The following is a 15,384-nucleotide window of genomic DNA, read 5'->3' on the forward strand; positions in this document are numbered from 1 at the left end:
CATGTCTGGCACACGCCCCTTCCAAGTCATCGAGAACCAGTGGATCGTCCTGAAGGACGGCACACGCCTTGCCGCCCGCATCTGGATGCCGGACGGGGCGGAAGCCGATCCCGTGCCGGCGGTTTTCGAATTCCTGCCCTACCGCAAGCGCGACGGAACCTGCCTGCGCGACGAGTCGACCTATCCGTCCTTCGCGGAGGCCGGCATTGCCGGCGTCCGCGTCGACATCCGCGGCTCCGGTGAATCGGATGGCGTCATCGACGGCGAATACACTCCGCTCGAACTCGCCAACGCCTGCGAACTCATCGCCTGGATCGCCGAACAGCCGTGGTCGAACGGCTCGGTCGGCATGATGGGTATCTCCTGGGGCGGCTTCAACTGCCTGCAGGTGGCGGCGATGCGGCCGCCTGCCCTGAAAGCGGTCATTTCGATCGCGTCCACCACCGATCGCTACAACGACGATATCCACTACAAGGACGGTTGCCATCTCTCGGCCCAGCTTTCCTGGGCAGCAACCATGCAGGGCTACCAGTCTCGCTCCCCGGACCCGGCGCTCGTGGGCGACCGCTGGAAGGAAATGTGGCTCGAACGGCTGGAAAACGAACCCTTCTTCATGGAGGAATGGCTCTCGCACCAGCGCCGTGACGACTTCTGGAAACACGGCTCGATCTGTGAAGACTTTTCCGCTTTCCAGGTGCCCGCGCTGGTGATTGCCGGCTGGGCCGACGGCTATCGCAACACGCCGCTCAAGGCCGCGGAAGGCTTGGGCGAAAAGGCCAAGGCGTTGATCGGCCCCTGGGTCCATAAATATCCGCATTTCGCCTGGCCCAAGCCGCGCGCCGATTTTCTCGGCGAGGCAATCCGCTGGTGGAACCGCTGGCTGCGTGACGAAGCGAACGGCATCGAGGATACGCCGCAAGTGCGAGCCTACATCATGGACGGCATCCGCCCCGCCCCGCGCCGCGACGTCGACCCCGGCCGCTGGATTGCCAAGGCTGCATGGAGCGAGCCGGAATACCAGTCCTTCGCAGTCGACGCCCATGGAGCACTCGTCACCGGCAATCCGGCTGGAGCGAGCGCGGGAGACGTCTTCCTGAAATCGCCGCTCGACACCGGCACGGCCTCAGGCGAATGGTTCACCCTGAAGCCCGATGCGGAAATGGCAATCGACCAACGCAGCGACGATGCCGGTTCCCTCTGCTTCGAGACCGCACCGCTCACGCAGGATGTCGACTACCTCGGCCGCCCCGTCGTCACGCTGGAAGTGGCCTGCGATGCGGACTGGGCGAACCTGATTGCCCGCGTCGTCGATGTCCATCCCGACGGCACCGCCTATCGCGTCTCCTTCGGCGTCCTCAATCTGGCGCATCGCGAAAGCAATGAAAATCCCAAGGCCATGCCGCATGGCAAGAAGGTCAAGGTGACCGTGACGCTCGACGCCTGCGGTTATCGTTTCCGGGCCGGTCACAGGATCCGCGTCGCGCTTTCGACCGCCTATTGGCCGATGGTGCTGCCGGCACCCTTCGATCCGGGGCTGACAGTCGATACGGCCAGCCTGTCGCTCGCCTTGCCCCTTCTCGGCGCCCATGATGAAATCACGGTGAAGGAGCCGGACAATCCGGATCCGCTGCCGAAATACATCAACCACGAACCGGGCGAGACCCAGCGACAGGTGCTGCGCGATCTCTCCGGCAACAGCACCACCTACTATCTGCTGGAGGACACGGGCCTTTCCGAACACCCGGATACCGGTCTCTCCACCCGCCAGATCCGCGAGGAGGCCTGGTCGATCACGCCCGGTGATCCGCTGTCCATGTCGGGAACCTCGACCTGGACATGCGACATGGTTCGTCCCGGCTGGACGGTTCGCTCGGTCGCGACCTCGACCATGACCTGCACTGAGACCGAATGGCTGATCGAGGCGCATGTGACAGCCCATGAAGGCGAGGCTCTTGTCTTCGAGCGACACTTCGAGCGCCGCATCGCACGTGATTTCATGTGATCGACGTGCTTTGATATCTCGCCGCCGGAATGTCGGCGGCGAGTCTGAAGGAGAGTTTCATGAAGGCGATGCTTTACGAGCGTTTTGGCGAATCCCCTGAAGTGATCGACGTTCCCGATCCGTCGCCGCCGAAAGCCGGTGTCGTCCTCAGCATCACCGCGACAGGCCTCTGCCGCAGTGACTGGCACGGCTGGAAGGGACACGATTCCGATATCAACCTGCCGCATGTCCCCGGCCACGAATTCGCCGGATTGGTCGAGGCTGTCGGGCCGGAAGTGAAGCGCTTCAAGGTCGGCGACCGCGTGACCGTGCCCTTCGTCTCCGGTTGCGGCCACTGCTTCGAATGCAAATCGGGCAACAGTCAGGTTTGCGAGGAGCAGTTCCAGCCCGGCTTCACCCATTGGGGCAGCTATGCCGAATTCATGGCGCTGGATTACGCCGACCATAACCTTGTCAAGCTCCCCGACGCAATCGACGATGCGACGGCGGCAAGCCTCGGCTGCCGTTTCGCAACCTCGTTCCGCGCGGTCGTCGATCAGGGACGGCTCAAGGGTGGCGAGTGGCTGGCCGTGCACGGTTGCGGCGGCGTCGGCCTTTCCGCCATCATGATCGGCAAGGCACTCGGCGCCAACGTCGTTGCCGTCGATATCTCCGAAGAAAAACTCACGCTCGCCCGCTCGCTCGGCGCTTCGGTCACGATCAACTCGACGCGCGAGACGGACGTACCCGTTGCTGTGCGCGATGCAACCGGCGGCGGCGTTCACGTCTCCATCGATGCGCTGGGGTACCCCTCCACCTGCTGCAATTCGATCGTCAACCTGCGCCGGCGCGGTCGCCATGTACAGGTCGGCCTGATGCTCGCCGATCACGCGACACCGCCGCTGCCGATGGACCGGGTCATCGCCCATGAACTGGAGATATACGGCAGTCACGGGATGCAATCCTGGCGCTATGACGCCATGCTCGCAATGATCGAAGCCGGCACATTGCAGCCCCAGAAACTGATTGGCAGGCACATATCGCTGACGGAAGCGGTCCCGGCCCTGATGGCCATGGACAGCTTTGCCGAAAACGGCATCACCATCATCGACCGGTTCGAGTGAAAAACACTGCAGCAGCAGGGCACCTCGCTCGCTGCTGCACTTTCAATCCGATTAAAATTAACAGATTATTTTTAGTTATTTAGCATAAACGTGAATGCTCGCATCTCGCCTATTCCGGAGCTTTTACCTCATGTCCATGCTTTCCCTCGGCCTCGGTTCTGATGCCTCCCGCATCGTCGAGGCATTAAACCGTTCGCTCGCCATCATCGAGTTCGATCTGGAAGGTAACATCCTCGACGCCAACGACAATTTCTGTCGCGTGATGGGCTATCGTAAGAGCGAGATCGTTGGCAGGCACCATCGCATCTTCATCGATCCGGCAGAAGCGAACTCACCTGCCTACCGCGAATTCTGGCGCAATCTTGCAGCCGGCAAGTACGATCAGCAGCAGTACAAGCGCATCGGCAAGGGCGGCCGGACGGTCTGGATCGAGGCGACCTACAATCCGGTCTTTCGCGGCAGCAGGCCTTACAAGGTGGTGAAGACAGCAACCGACATCACCGCGGCGAAGCTTCAAGCCCTGGACAGCACCGGCAAGATCTCGGCGCTCTCCCGCTCGCAGGCGATCATCGAATTTACGCCGAAGGGCGAAATCATCACTGCCAACGAGAACTTTCTCGACCTGATGGGCTATAGCCTGCAGGAGATCAAGGGCCACCATCATTCCCTGTTTTGCGAACAAGAATACGCCAAATCCACCGGCTACAGCGCCTTCTGGAACAGCCTTGCCTCCGGCGAGTTTCATTCCGACCAGTTTACCCGCGTGACGAAGAGCGGCAAAAGGGTTCACATTCAGGCAACCTACAACCCGATCCTCGACGAGACCGGCAAGGTCTGGAAGGTCGTAAAATTCGCCAACGACGTCACCGGCCGCGTCCGGGCCATGGACGAACTTGCAGCAGGCCTCCACCGGCTGGCCGACTGCAACATCCGTATCACGATGGACCACCCCTTCTCATCCGAATTCGAGCCCCTGCGCCACGACTTCAACACCTCTATCGCCAAGTTTCAGGAAACGCTGGTCGAGGTTCTCGCAGAAACGGCGCAGCTCAAGTCCAACAGCGCCGAAATGCGCGAAGGATCCGAGCATCTGGCCAGCCGCTCCGAGCAGCAGGCGTCCTCACTCGAGGAAACTTCGGCAGCACTCGAGCAGATCACCGCCACCATCCGCGAATCCACCAACCGCACGAACGACACGCGATCTCTGGTCCGTGACGCTCACAAGGCGGCAACAGCTTCGGTGGAAGTCGTCAAATCGACGGTCGCAGCCATGGGACGCATCGAGAGCGCCTCAAAGGAGATCGCCAATATCATCGACGTCATCGACGAGATTGCCTTCCAGACGAACCTCTTGGCCCTCAACGCCGGCGTCGAAGCCGCGCGCGCAGGCGAAAGCGGCAAGGGCTTTGCCGTCGTGGCACAGGAAGTGCGCGAACTTGCACAGCGTTCGGCCAAGGCCGCGCAGGAGATCGCCCAGCTCATCACCCACTCCTCGGACGAGGTGAAGGAAGGCGTCAGGCTGGTGGCGGACACCGGCGACGCGCTGAACCGCATCGAGACCTTCGTCCACTCGATCGACCTCAACGTGGAAGCGATCGCAACCGCCGCCATCGAACAGTCGCACCGGCTGTCGGAAATCAGCACGGCGGTCAACGCCCTCGACCAGGTAACCCAGCAGAACACCTCCATGGTTGGCAGCATGAAGGGCATCAGCCTGGCGCTGGCGGAAGGAGCCGAAAAGCTCGTCGTACTGGTCAACCGCTTCAAGCTGAACCGGCGGAAAACCATTCGCGAGCCGGGTGTGACCGCGCCAGCGGCAGCACCGGTGCACCGGGCCGCCTGATCAGGGTCAGGAAAACATCCGCGTCTCGTTCTGCCTGCTTCCGGCGCTGAGTTCCCGAAGCAGGCGCAACGCCTTCTCGGCATCGGTAGCCGGCACGAAGATATGGTCGTGATAAAAAGCCGCGACGACGTTCGCGGCTATTCCGTTTCGTGCGAGTTCACCTGAAACGGCAGCGGTCAACCCCACGGCTTCCAGCGAGGAATGCACATCGAGCGTGATCTGCCTCAACGGCGTCCCGCCAGCCAGTCCGTGCTCCCTCGCTTTGTCCTCGGAGAGGATCAGCGTCAGCCCTTCCGTCTCCCGAAAGGTTCCCACCGGATCCAGTGCAGCGAGGTCCAGAGCGTGTCCCGCTGGTACATGCACGAACACGAAGAGACCGGGAGCCAGTTGAGGCTCCATCTCCGCCAGAAGTTGCACCGGGTCAATGATACCGTTACTCATCCCCAAGCCCCCGCATTTTCAGGGCATTTCGGCCCGACGCAACCATGAAATGGCTTGCAATACCGGCCGCTTTGCCGCATTCCCGGCCCGGCGCGCTCGATGCGCTGTATTTCAGGACGCCTCGCATGAACTCCCTCCCATTGACGCAGACAAAATCCCGCCCCCTCGACGGCCGCGACTACAAGACGCTTGGCCTCTCCGCACTCGGTGGCGCTCTCGAATTTTATGATTTCATCATCTTCGTCTTCTTTGCAACGGTGATCGGCAAGCTGTTCTTTCCCGAGGGCATGCCGGACTGGCTGATTCTGATCCAGACCTTCGGCATCTTCGCCGCCGGTTATCTGGTTCGCCCGCTGGGTGGCATCATTCTCGCGCATTTCGGCGACCGCTTCGGCCGCAAGAAGGTTTTCGCCTTCTCCATCCTGCTGATGGCGCTCTCGACGCTCGGCATGGCGCTCATGCCAACCTACCAGACGATCGGCGTCGCTGCGCCCGTCCTGCTCATCGTTTTGCGCATGTTGCAGGGTGCAGCGATCGGCGGCGAGGTTCCCGGAGCATGGACCTTCGTGGCCGAGCATGTACCCGCCCGCCGCACCGGCCTTGCCTGCGGTATCCTCACGTCAGGCCTATCGCTCGGCATCCTTCTGGGATCGATGATCGCCACGCTGGTCAACACCATCTTCGTGCCCGAGGAAGTGGCCTCCTACGCCTGGCGCATCCCCTTCTTGCTCGGTGGCATCTTCGGCCTCATCGCCGTCTATCTGCGCCGCTGGCTGGAAGAAACGCCTGTTTTCGCCGAAATGAAGCGCAGCAACGCGCTGTCGGCCAGCCTGCCGCTCAAGGCTGTACTCCGCGACCATCCGCGCGCGGTCATCATCTCCGTCCTGCTGACCTGGGTTCTTTCCGCGGCAATCGTCGTCACCACGCTGATGACGGCAACCTTCCTGCAGAAACTCTACGGCTACACCGCCCGCGAGTCGCTTGCCGCGACCTCCTTCGGAACGCTTTTCCTGATGGTCGGCGTGGTCGCCGCAGGCGCCCTGATCGACCGCATCGGCAGCGGCAAGTTCTTCACCTTCGGCAGTATCTTCTTCGCCGTCGCGACCTTTGCCTTCTACACCTATGCGGCAACGTCGCTCGAAATCCTCTTCGCGCTCTACGCCGTAATGGGCCTCTCGGTCGGAATGGTCGGTGCGGTTCCCTATGTGATGGTGCGCGCCTTCCCGGCTCCGGTCCGCTTTTCCGGCCTGTCGTTCTCCTACAACATTTCTTACGCCGTCTTCGGCGGGCTGACGCCGATCGCGGTCACCACCATGCTCGCCGTCAACCCCATGGCCCATGCATGGTATCTGCTGTTCGTTGCGGCGCTTGCCTTCGCCATCGGCATCTATCTGCTCATCCATGGCGACAAGGTCGAGGCTCACGGCGCGGAACAGGAGACCCCGGCCCGCGCCGCAGCCTGATATCAGATCGTTCCCGCCAGCCGGGATACGGCAAGACAAAGGGCGTCGAAGCCATCTTCGGCGCCCTTGCTCATATGGCGGGCGCGCAGCCAAGCATGCACCATCTGCGGTTCCTCGCGAAACCACACATTGACACCGTCCTCGACCAGACGCGCCGCGTAAAGACGGGCATCATCCCTGAGCGGATCGAAATGCGCCGCCGCAACATAGGTTCGCGGCAGCCCCGCAAAGTCGTCGGAGAGCAGCGGAAAGGCCACCACGTCGTCTTCCGGAGCCTTGAGAACCTCGCGATAATAGCGGACATCGGCCGTCGAAAGACCCGGAGCCTCACTCATTTCGACATAGGAGCCGGTAATGAGGTCGCCGCCGAGCCCCGGATAGATCAGCGCCTGCCCAAGGATCTGCTCCGTCCGGCCCTCGTCCCTCGCCCTGAGGGTGAGGCCTGCGACGAGATTGCCGCCGGCGCTGTCGCCGATCAGCACCAGCCTGTCGCCATCAGCGATCAGTGCATCGAGCACCGCCTGACAATCCTCATGCTGCGCCGGCCAGACATGTTCCGGCGCCAGCCGATAGTCGATCGCGGTGAGTTCCGCCCCGACACGATCCGCAATCTCTGCGCAGATGGCGTCATGGCTTTCGAGCGAGCCGACGACGAAACCGCCGCCATGGATATAGACCAGCCTCGCAGCGGTCCTCACCTGAGCCGGTCGATAGAGACGCACCGGCACGCCGGCCACCTCTCCGTCGAGCTTCACAAGCCCCTCCGGCAGCGCGGGGGAGAACTGGGCGCAAAGGGCGTTGTACCAGATGCGCTGCTGGGCAATCGGGGCATCGACAGCATCTGGCGGATAGAAGCTGTCGCATTTTTCGAGAAAGGCGAGAATGCCCGGTTCCGTAGGCATGGGTTTCATCGGTCCGTCTCCCTTGGCAAGATGCGGTGGATCGCATGACATTTTTCATGGTCATGCCCACCCCACCGGATCATCATCCGCACCATACGAGTCGTTGTGACTCCGATCCGGCAGAAATGCTCTTCCATTTGCGTCCTTGAGAGTTCCAGACATGGCTTTTTCCATCGACATCCTCGACACCATCACCGATCCCGGCAAAGCCGGCCGCCCGAACGAGGACAGGTTCGGTTTCAACCCCGATGCCGCCTTCGTTCTGGATGGCGCGACCGGGCTCGGCGACCGGCAGTTCATGGAGGGGCATGGCAGCGATGCGGCATGGATGGCGGAATTCGCGGCAACCCGGCTCGGCGAAAGACTTGACGGTGTCGCTGACGTTGCGGAAACCGTCCGGGTAATTTCATCCGAGGCGCGCGACACCTTTCATGCCATCGCCGGCGAGCAGCCGCGTTATGCATGGCCGAGCAGCAGCCTGACCGGCCTGCACCGTACACCCTCGGGTTTCGAATATTTCGGACTGGGCGACAGCTGCCTCTACCTGCTCCATGACGACGGCCACGGCGATTTCGTGATCCCTATCCCCGGCGCCTATGAATGGGAACAGCTTGCAGCGCAAAAGCATATCGAGCGAACCGGTGGCATCGGTGCTTCCGGCAGCGCCGTCGGCGACCCCACGACGCTGGAGGACCTGCGCAAGGGCCGCTCGCGGCACAACACGACCGAAAGCAATGTATGGACCTTCGGCATGGTGCCGGAAGCGGCAGATCATCTCTACCGGCAACCGATCGAGATCACCGGAGGCGCAACGGCTATCCTCTGCTCGGACGGCCTCGCCGATCTCGTTGCCCTCTACAAGATCTACGATCCCGCCGGTCTGGTGCGGCGCGCCGAAACCGAGGGGCTGTTGCCACTGGTCGAGGAATTGCGCCGCTTCGAGCGGGAGATCGATCCCGATGGATTGAGATTTCCCCGCTTCAAGCAGAGCGACGACACCACAGCCATTCTCTTGCGCTTGAAGGCGTGACGCCCAATCTGGAAAATGATTCCCGTTCAGGGCGATAGCGCGAGAAGCGGAATCTTTTTCGCAAGACTTCCGGGCGACACAGAAATAGCCACCCCTCATCCGCCGGCCGGCACCTTCTCCCCGCAAACGGGGAGAAGAAAAATCATTCTGTTTCGAACGCCACTCGTCAGGCGGCTTCGGTTTCCACCGCCTTCGGCACGTAGTTCAAGACCGGCCCGAGCCAGCGCTCGACCTCCCTGACTTCCATGCCCTTGCGCGCGGCATAATCCTCGACCTGATCGCGCTCGACCTTGGCAACGCCGAAGTAATAGCTCTCGGGATGACCGATATAGATGCCGGATACGGAGGAACCGGGCCACATGGCGTAGCTCTCGGTCAACTCAACGCCCGTCGCCTTTTCCGCATCCAGCAGCCGGAACAGTGTCGTCTTCTCGGTGTGGTCGGGCTGGGCCGGATAACCCGGCGCCGGACGGATGCCGCCATAGGCCTCGCCGACGAGTTCGTCGCTGCTGAAGCTCTCATCCGGCGCATAGCCCCAGAACTCCCGGCGAACCCGCTCGTGCATCCGCTCGGCAAAAGCCTCGGCGAAACGGTCCGCCAGCGCCTTGACCAGAATGGACGAGTAGTCATCATTCGCCCGCTCGAACCGCTCGGCAATGGCGATTTCCTCGAAACCGGCCGTCACCACGAAGCCACCGACATAATCGGCAACGCCGCTACCCTCAGGCGCGACGAAATCCGAGAGCGCCACGTTCGGCCGCCCGTCGCGCTTCGACAATTGCTGGCGCAGCGTGAAGAAGGTCGCAAGCTCCTCCGACCGGGCCTCGTCGGTGAACAGGCGGATATCGTCTCCGACCACATTCGCGGGCCAGAAGCCGATGACGGCCCGCGGGCGGAACCACTTCTCGTCGATGATCTTCTTCAGCATCGACTGGGCGTCGGAGAAAAGCTGGCGCGCGGCCTCGCCCTGCTTCTCGTCTTCGAGAATGGCCGGATAGCGGCCCTTCATCTCCCATGTCTGGAAGAAGGGCGTCCAATCGATGTAGCCGGCAAGTTCTGCGAGGTCGTAGTCCTCGAAGACCTTCGTACCGAGGAAGGAAGGCTTCTTCGGCTTGTAGGCGGACCAGTCGAGCTTCACCGCATTTTCGCGGGCACGCGCCAGCGGCAGGCGCTGCTTCTCGGCTTCGGCCCGCGCATGGGCGTCGGCGACCTTGGCATATTCGGCGCGCAGGCCATCGATGGTGGACGAACGGTTGTCCGGCGACAAGAGCGACGACACGACACCGACCGCACGGCTGGCGTCCGTCACATAGACGGCCTGCCCCGCCTGGTACTGCGGATGGATCTTCACCGCGGTATGCACCCGGCTGGTGGTCGCGCCACCTATCAGCAGCGGAATGTCGAAGCCCTGCCGCTGCATCTCGCCGGCAACATGCACCATCTCGTCGAGCGACGGCGTAATGAGGCCGGAAAGCCCGATGATGTCGACCTTCTCCTTGACTGCAGTCTCGAGAATTTTCGTCGCCGGCACCATCACGCCAAGGTCGATGATATCGTAATTGTTGCAGGCGAGAACGACGCCGACGATGTTCTTGCCGATGTCGTGCACGTCGCCCTTGACCGTCGCCATCAGCACCTTGCCGGCCGATTGCCTTTCGCTGCCGCCGCCATTGGCCGCCTTTTCCGCTTCCATGTAGGGGAGCAACACGGCGACCGCCTGCTTCATCACACGGGCGGATTTGACCACCTGCGGCAGGAACATCTTGCCTGCGCCGAAAAGATCGCCAACCACGTTCATGCCGGCCATCAGCGGCCCCTCGATGACGTGTAGCGGCCGCTCGGCCTTCTGCCGCGCTTCTTCCGTATCGGCGTCGATGAACTCGGTGATGCCGTTGACCAGAGCATGCGAAAGCCGCTTCTCGACCGGCCATTCGCGCCAGGCGAGATCCTGCCCCCTTGCCTGCTTCTCGCCGGTGTCGCGGTAACGGTCGGCGATCTCCAGCAGCCGCTCGGTGGCGTCCGCGCGGCGGTTCAGCACCACATCCTCGCAGGCCTCGCGCAATTCGGGATCGATGCTCTCGTAGACGGCAAGCTGACCGGCATTGACGATGCCCATGTCCATGCCGACCTGAATGGCATGGTAGAGGAACACGGCATGCATCGCCTCGCGCACCGGCTCGTTGCCACGGAACGAGAAGGAAAGGTTCGAGACGCCACCGGAAATATGCACCAGCGGCATCTTTTCGCGGATCGTCCGCGTCGCCTCGATGAAGTCGACGCCGTAATTGTTGTGCTCCTCGATGCCGGTCGCAACGGCAAAGATGTTCGGGTCGAAGATGATGTCTTCCGGCGCGAAACCGACCTCTTCGGTCAGGATACGGTAGGCCCGTTGGCAAATCTCCACCTTGCGGGCATAGGTGTCCGCCTGCCCCTGCTCGTCGAAGGCCATGACGACGACGGCTGCGCCATAATTGCGGATCAGCCGGGCATGCTCGACGAAGGACTGTTCGCCCTCCTTGAGGGAGATGGAATTCACCACCGCCTTGCCCTGCACGCATTTGAGGCCGGCCTCGATGATCGGGAACTTTGACGAGTCGATCATCACCGGCACGCGCGCGATGTCGGGTTCAGCGGCGATCAGGTTCAGGAACTCGACCATCGCCTTCTCGGAATCGATCAGGCCCTCGTCCATATTGATGTCGATGATCTGGGCGCCGTTCTCCACCTGATCGCGAGCGACGACCAGCGCAGACGTGTAATCGCCAGCCGTAATCAGTTTGCGGAACTTGGCCGAGCCGGTGACGTTGGTGCGTTCGCCGACGTTGACGAAGGGTATCTCCTTGGTCAGCACGAAGGGCTCGAGGCCGGAAAGCGACATGAACGGCCGGTGCTCGGCCGGCTTGCGCGGCGCCTTGCCGGCAACGGCCTCGGCGATCGCGCGGATATGCTCAGGCGTCGAACCGCAGCAGCCGCCGACGACATTGACAAGGCCTTCTTCCGCAAAGCCGGTAATCTGCCGCGCCATATCATCAGGCGTCTCGTCATAACGGCCGAACTCGTTCGGCAGGCCGGCATTCGGATAGGCGCAGATGAAGGTGTCGGCGATGCCCGAAAGTTCCTGCAGATGCGGACGCATGGCGTCAGCACCCAGCGCACAGTTGAGGCCGATGGTGAAAGGATTGGCGTGGCGCACCGAATACCAGAAGGCCGACGGCGTCTGGCCCGAAAGGGTGCGACCGGAAAGGTCGGTGATCGTGCCGGAGATCATCACCGGCAGGCGAATGCCCTTGGCAGCGAAACGCTCCTCGCAGGCGAAGATCGCAGCCTTGGCGTTCAGCGTGTCGAAGATCGTTTCGATCAGGATGATATCGGCATTGCCGTCGATCAGTCCGTCGATCTGTTCACCATAGGCAAGGCGCAGGTCGTCAAAAGATACCGCGCGATAACCGGGATTGTTGACGTCGGGCGAAATGGAGGCCGTGCGGTTGGTCGGACCGATGGCGCCGGCCACAAAGCGGCGACGTCCATCCTCGCGCTCGGCGCGGCTTGCAGCCCGGCGAGCAACCAAAGCCCCTTCCCGGTTCAGGTCATAGACCGCCTGCTCCATCTGGTAGTCGGCCTGTGCGATGCGGGTCGAGGAAAACGTGTTGGTTTCCAGGATATCCGCACCCGCCATGGCATAGCGGAAGTGGATCTCCTCGATCGCATCCGGCTGGCTCAGCGTCAGAAGGTCGTTATTGCCCTGCTGGTGACAGGCGCAGCCGATGAAACGGGAGCCGCGAAAGGCGTCCTCGTCAAAGCCCAGCCCCTGGATCTGCGTGCCCATGGCGCCGTCGAGGACAAGGATCCGCTCGCGCGCGGCAGCAGCCAGCGCCTGCATGATCTCCGTGCCGTTCCGTTCCCCAGCATCTCCGTCAAACAGCTTGTCGAACATCTGGCCAGCCTTCCTTGCAAATGACAATAAATCGAAATCACATAAAGATATCTTTATGTCAACATGCGTTTGTTCGTTTCAATTGCGACACGCAAAACAAGGGAATGCTGCAACCGCGACGCCGGTTGCGCGGTGACAATCCTCCGGTTTCGCGATAAGAGGTTTCAAACGATTAGAATTCGGGAGGATCGCTATGCTGGAAACAACCGCCCCCAACGCTCTCGCCACTCGATGGAGCGATCGTTCCTATCATCGCAAATGGCTGCTGGATCAGGCGGACGGCCTCTTTTCCTTCTTCCAGCGGGAAGCCATCAACCCGAAGGGCGGCTTCTTCGACCTGACGCGGGATGGAAAACCGCTCAACACCGAGAATCCTGTCCGCGGCATCCACATGGCCGCGCGTATGGTTCATTGTTACGCGATTGGTGACCTGCTGGGCCGGCCGGGGGCCGCCGACGTGGTTGACCACGGCATGAAATTTCTCTGGGAGCGCCATCGCGACACCGAGCACGGCGGTTATTTCTGGCAGGTGGACGACAATGGCGCGGCCGATGCCGGCAAGCAGGGCTATGGCCACGCCTTCGTGCTTCTGGCTGCCTCCTCCGCCAAGGTCGTGGGCCATCCGCTGGCTGACGCGATGCTTGCCGACATCACAGAAGTTCTCGAAACCCGCTTCTGGGAGGAGCGCTTCGGCGCCATCGCCGAGGAGTTTTCCCGCGACTGGCAGACTGTTCCCGGCTATCGCGGCCAGAACTCCAACATGCACCTCACGGAAGCCCTGATGGCAGCTTTCGAGGCAACCGGTGACAGCGGCTATCTCGCCAAGGCCGAGAGCATCGCGGATCTGCTGATCCGCCGCCGCGCCGCCGAACAGGGTTATCGCGTCCCGGAACATTTCGACGAGGTCTGGACACTCGACCGCATCTATTACCATGAGAACGAGATGTTCCGCCCCTCCGGCACCACGCCGGGACATTGGCTGGAATGGGCCCACCTGATCCTTCAGCTCTGGGTGCTTGGCGGCAAGCGTCACGACTGGATGCCCGACGCCGCCCGCGGCCTGTTTTTCCAGTCCATGTCGCTCGGCTGGGACAAGGAGAAGGGCGGCTTCTTCTATACGCTCGACTGGGAAAACATCCCGGACAAACGCTTCAAGCTGTGGTGGCCGCTATGCGAGGGCGCGGGCGCCGCCCACTTCCTCAACCAGTTGAGCCCGAGTGATTTCCACGAGGAAAGCTACCGCAAGATCTGGAGCTTCATCGCCAACCACAGCCTCGACCCCGACTTCGGCGGCTGGCACGAGGAACTGACGGAAGACCTCCGCCCGGCGAATACCCTCTTCCCCGGCAAGGGCGACATCTATCACGCCCTGCAGGCCTGCCTCATTCCCCTCTTTCCGGCAACGGGCAGTCTGACCAAGGTCATCCGGGAAACCGGCGGCGCGATCTGACTCCGCCCTTACTCCACGCGCGCTTCGACCAGCGCCCCCTCGCTGATCGTATCGCTGGGATGCAGGATGACGGCGTCGCCCTGCTCCAGACCCGCCGCGAGTTCGGCGGTCTCATCGTTCATGTGGCCGATCTCGACCTTGATCTGGCGCGCGCGCCCGTCGCGAATGGCAAAGACCGCCCACTCGCGTCCGTTACGGAACAGAGCGCTGATCGGCACCTGCAGCACGTCTTCGCCCTGCCACAGTGTCAGGCGGGCGTAGATGCGAAATCCATGCCCGAGGCGCGGGTCCTTGTCCTCCAGGTCGAGGATCAGATTGACCCGCTGCTCCTCGATGCCGAGCGCGGAAACCTTGGTGAAGCCTGCCGGCTCGATCCGCCGCACCCTCGCGGCAAGCGCATGTTCGCCGCCCCAGTCGATGATCTCGGCCTGGGCGCCGGGAACGACCCGCACCGCATCCGATGACAGGAGGTCGACGACGATCTCGAGATTGCCGGGATCACCGATCTCGGCAATCTTGGTGCCTGCCGCAACCGGCTGTTCGCTCTTGGCCATGACGCCCAGCACCACCCCGTTCACTGGCGCCGTGACGTAGACACAGCAATTGCGCTCGCGCGGCGCATCGGATGACTGCGGCTGGATGAGGCGCGCCTCGGCGCTGGCAAGCTCCGCCTTGCGCAGCTCGATAGCCGCCTTGGCCGAGCCAAGCTGCGCCTCCAGCACCTCGACCTCGGTCGTAGCTTTCTGCAATGCGCTTTCCGCGAGGAATTCGGTCTTGGCGAGCCGAAGCGCCCGGGCGAGATTATCGCGTGCGAATTGCAGATCGGACTGGAACCGCTTGTATTCGATCTCCGCCATGGAGACGGCAGCGCGGGACGCCTCGCGTGCGGCCAGGAGCTCAGCCTGGTTGCGGCTATCGATCAGCGGCGGATCGAGCGGATGGATGGCCGCTACCACCGTGACATCAGCGGTCACCTTGTCGCCCTCCTCCAGCACCGTGCGCGCCAGATGCCCGGCGATCGGCGCCGAAACGGTATAGACGTCGCGGACCCGCGTGACACCCTCCTGCGACACGCTGACCTTCATCGCGCCGCGCGTAACCGCGCCCGCATCGACGGCCTGCGGTTTTTCCCGCAAGGCATAGGCGAAGCCGGCGACGATCCCGGCAACGACCAGCGTCCAGACGAACCGCTTTATCCATTTTCCCTGCATGGAGC

The 15,384-nt window shown here is 62.4% G+C and carries 10 protein-coding genes; 6 read left to right on the plus strand and 4 right to left on the minus strand.

Features of this window, described 5'->3' with window-relative positions:
* Window position 1: 1 nt before the first annotated feature.
* The 3 genes from NBH21_RS08395 to NBH21_RS08405 all read left to right on the plus strand — a co-directional run bounded on the left by NBH21_RS08395 (window position 2) and on the right by NBH21_RS08405 (window position 4,948).
* Window positions 2-2,002, plus strand: coding sequence for a CocE/NonD family hydrolase (locus NBH21_RS08395; RefSeq protein ID WP_250915930.1), 2,001 nt, complete (start codon window positions 2-4; stop codon window positions 2,000-2,002).
* 59 nt (window positions 2,003-2,061) lie between these two features.
* Window positions 2,062-3,105, plus strand: coding sequence for a zinc-dependent alcohol dehydrogenase family protein (locus NBH21_RS08400; RefSeq protein ID WP_250915929.1), 1,044 nt, complete (start codon window positions 2,062-2,064; stop codon window positions 3,103-3,105).
* A 130-nt stretch (window positions 3,106-3,235) separates the two neighbouring features.
* Complete coding sequence (locus tag NBH21_RS08405; RefSeq protein ID WP_250915928.1) at window positions 3,236-4,948, plus strand: methyl-accepting chemotaxis protein; 1,713 nt, start codon at window positions 3,236-3,238, stop codon at window positions 4,946-4,948.
* Between the two features lie 6 nt (window positions 4,949-4,954).
* Here the strand turns inward: NBH21_RS08405 and NBH21_RS08410 are convergent, their stop codons facing one another.
* Window positions 4,955-5,389 (minus strand): ACT domain-containing protein, encoded by a 435-nt coding sequence (locus NBH21_RS08410; RefSeq protein WP_250915927.1) that lies wholly within the window; start codon window positions 5,387-5,389, stop codon window positions 4,955-4,957.
* A 125-nt stretch (window positions 5,390-5,514) separates the two neighbouring features.
* Between NBH21_RS08410 and NBH21_RS08415 the strand changes: the two genes are divergently transcribed.
* Window positions 5,515-6,852 carry an MFS transporter gene (locus NBH21_RS08415; protein ID WP_250915926.1) on the plus strand — a complete coding sequence of 446 codons (1,338 nt, stop codon included), beginning with the start codon at window positions 5,515-5,517 and terminating at the stop codon, window positions 6,850-6,852.
* Window positions 6,853-6,854: 2 nt separating this feature from the next.
* Here the strand turns inward: NBH21_RS08415 and NBH21_RS08420 are convergent, their stop codons facing one another.
* Window positions 6,855-7,754 (minus strand): alpha/beta hydrolase, encoded by a 900-nt coding sequence (locus tag NBH21_RS08420; RefSeq protein WP_250916412.1) that lies wholly within the window; start codon window positions 7,752-7,754, stop codon window positions 6,855-6,857.
* A 160-nt stretch (window positions 7,755-7,914) separates the two neighbouring features.
* Between NBH21_RS08420 and NBH21_RS08425 the strand changes: the two genes are divergently transcribed.
* Window positions 7,915-8,784 carry a protein phosphatase 2C domain-containing protein gene (locus NBH21_RS08425; protein WP_250915925.1) on the plus strand — a complete coding sequence of 290 codons (870 nt, stop codon included), beginning with the start codon at window positions 7,915-7,917 and terminating at the stop codon, window positions 8,782-8,784.
* 166 nt (window positions 8,785-8,950) lie between these two features.
* On the opposite strand, the gene metH is transcribed toward NBH21_RS08425, so the two are convergent.
* Entirely contained in the window at window positions 8,951-12,718 is a 3,768-nt protein-coding gene (metH, locus tag NBH21_RS08430; protein ID WP_250915924.1) for a methionine synthase, read from the minus strand.
* Window positions 12,719-12,911: 193 nt separating this feature from the next.
* Between metH and NBH21_RS08435 the strand changes: the two genes are divergently transcribed.
* Window positions 12,912-14,168, plus strand: a complete 1,257-nt coding sequence (locus NBH21_RS08435; protein WP_250915923.1) for an AGE family epimerase/isomerase — start codon at window positions 12,912-12,914, stop codon at window positions 14,166-14,168.
* Between the two features lie 8 nt (window positions 14,169-14,176).
* On the opposite strand, the gene NBH21_RS08440 is transcribed toward NBH21_RS08435, so the two are convergent.
* Complete coding sequence (locus NBH21_RS08440; protein ID WP_250915922.1) at window positions 14,177-15,379, minus strand: efflux RND transporter periplasmic adaptor subunit; 1,203 nt, start codon at window positions 15,377-15,379, stop codon at window positions 14,177-14,179.
* Window positions 15,380-15,384: the final 5 nt, after the last annotated feature.

It is taken from the genome of Ciceribacter sichuanensis (genome assembly GCF_024055605.1).
In the GTDB taxonomy this organism is placed as follows: domain Bacteria; phylum Pseudomonadota; class Alphaproteobacteria; order Rhizobiales; family Rhizobiaceae; genus Allorhizobium; species Allorhizobium sichuanense.

Coding starts and splice junctions, on each gene's coding strand:
- NBH21_RS08400 (WP_250915929.1), top strand. CDS start 2,062: ATGAAGGCGATGCTTTACGAGCGTTTTGGCGAATCCCCTGAAGTGATC.
- NBH21_RS08405 (WP_250915928.1), top strand. CDS start 3,236: ATGTCCATGCTTTCCCTCGGCCTCGGTTCTGATGCCTCCCGCATCGTC.
- metH (WP_250915924.1), bottom strand. CDS start 12,718: ATGTTCGACAAGCTGTTTGACGGAGATGCTGGGGAACGGAACGGCACG.
- NBH21_RS08440 (WP_250915922.1), bottom strand. CDS start 15,379: ATGCAGGGAAAATGGATAAAGCGGTTCGTCTGGACGCTGGTCGTTGCC.
- NBH21_RS08395 (WP_250915930.1), top strand. CDS start 2: ATGTCTGGCACACGCCCCTTCCAAGTCATCGAGAACCAGTGGATCGTC.
- NBH21_RS08425 (WP_250915925.1), top strand. CDS start 7,915: ATGGCTTTTTCCATCGACATCCTCGACACCATCACCGATCCCGGCAAA.
- NBH21_RS08415 (WP_250915926.1), top strand. CDS start 5,515: ATGAACTCCCTCCCATTGACGCAGACAAAATCCCGCCCCCTCGACGGC.
- NBH21_RS08410 (WP_250915927.1), bottom strand. CDS start 5,389: ATGAGTAACGGTATCATTGACCCGGTGCAACTTCTGGCGGAGATGGAG.
- NBH21_RS08420 (WP_250916412.1), bottom strand. CDS start 7,754: ATGCCTACGGAACCGGGCATTCTCGCCTTTCTCGAAAAATGCGACAGC.
- NBH21_RS08435 (WP_250915923.1), top strand. CDS start 12,912: ATGCTGGAAACAACCGCCCCCAACGCTCTCGCCACTCGATGGAGCGAT.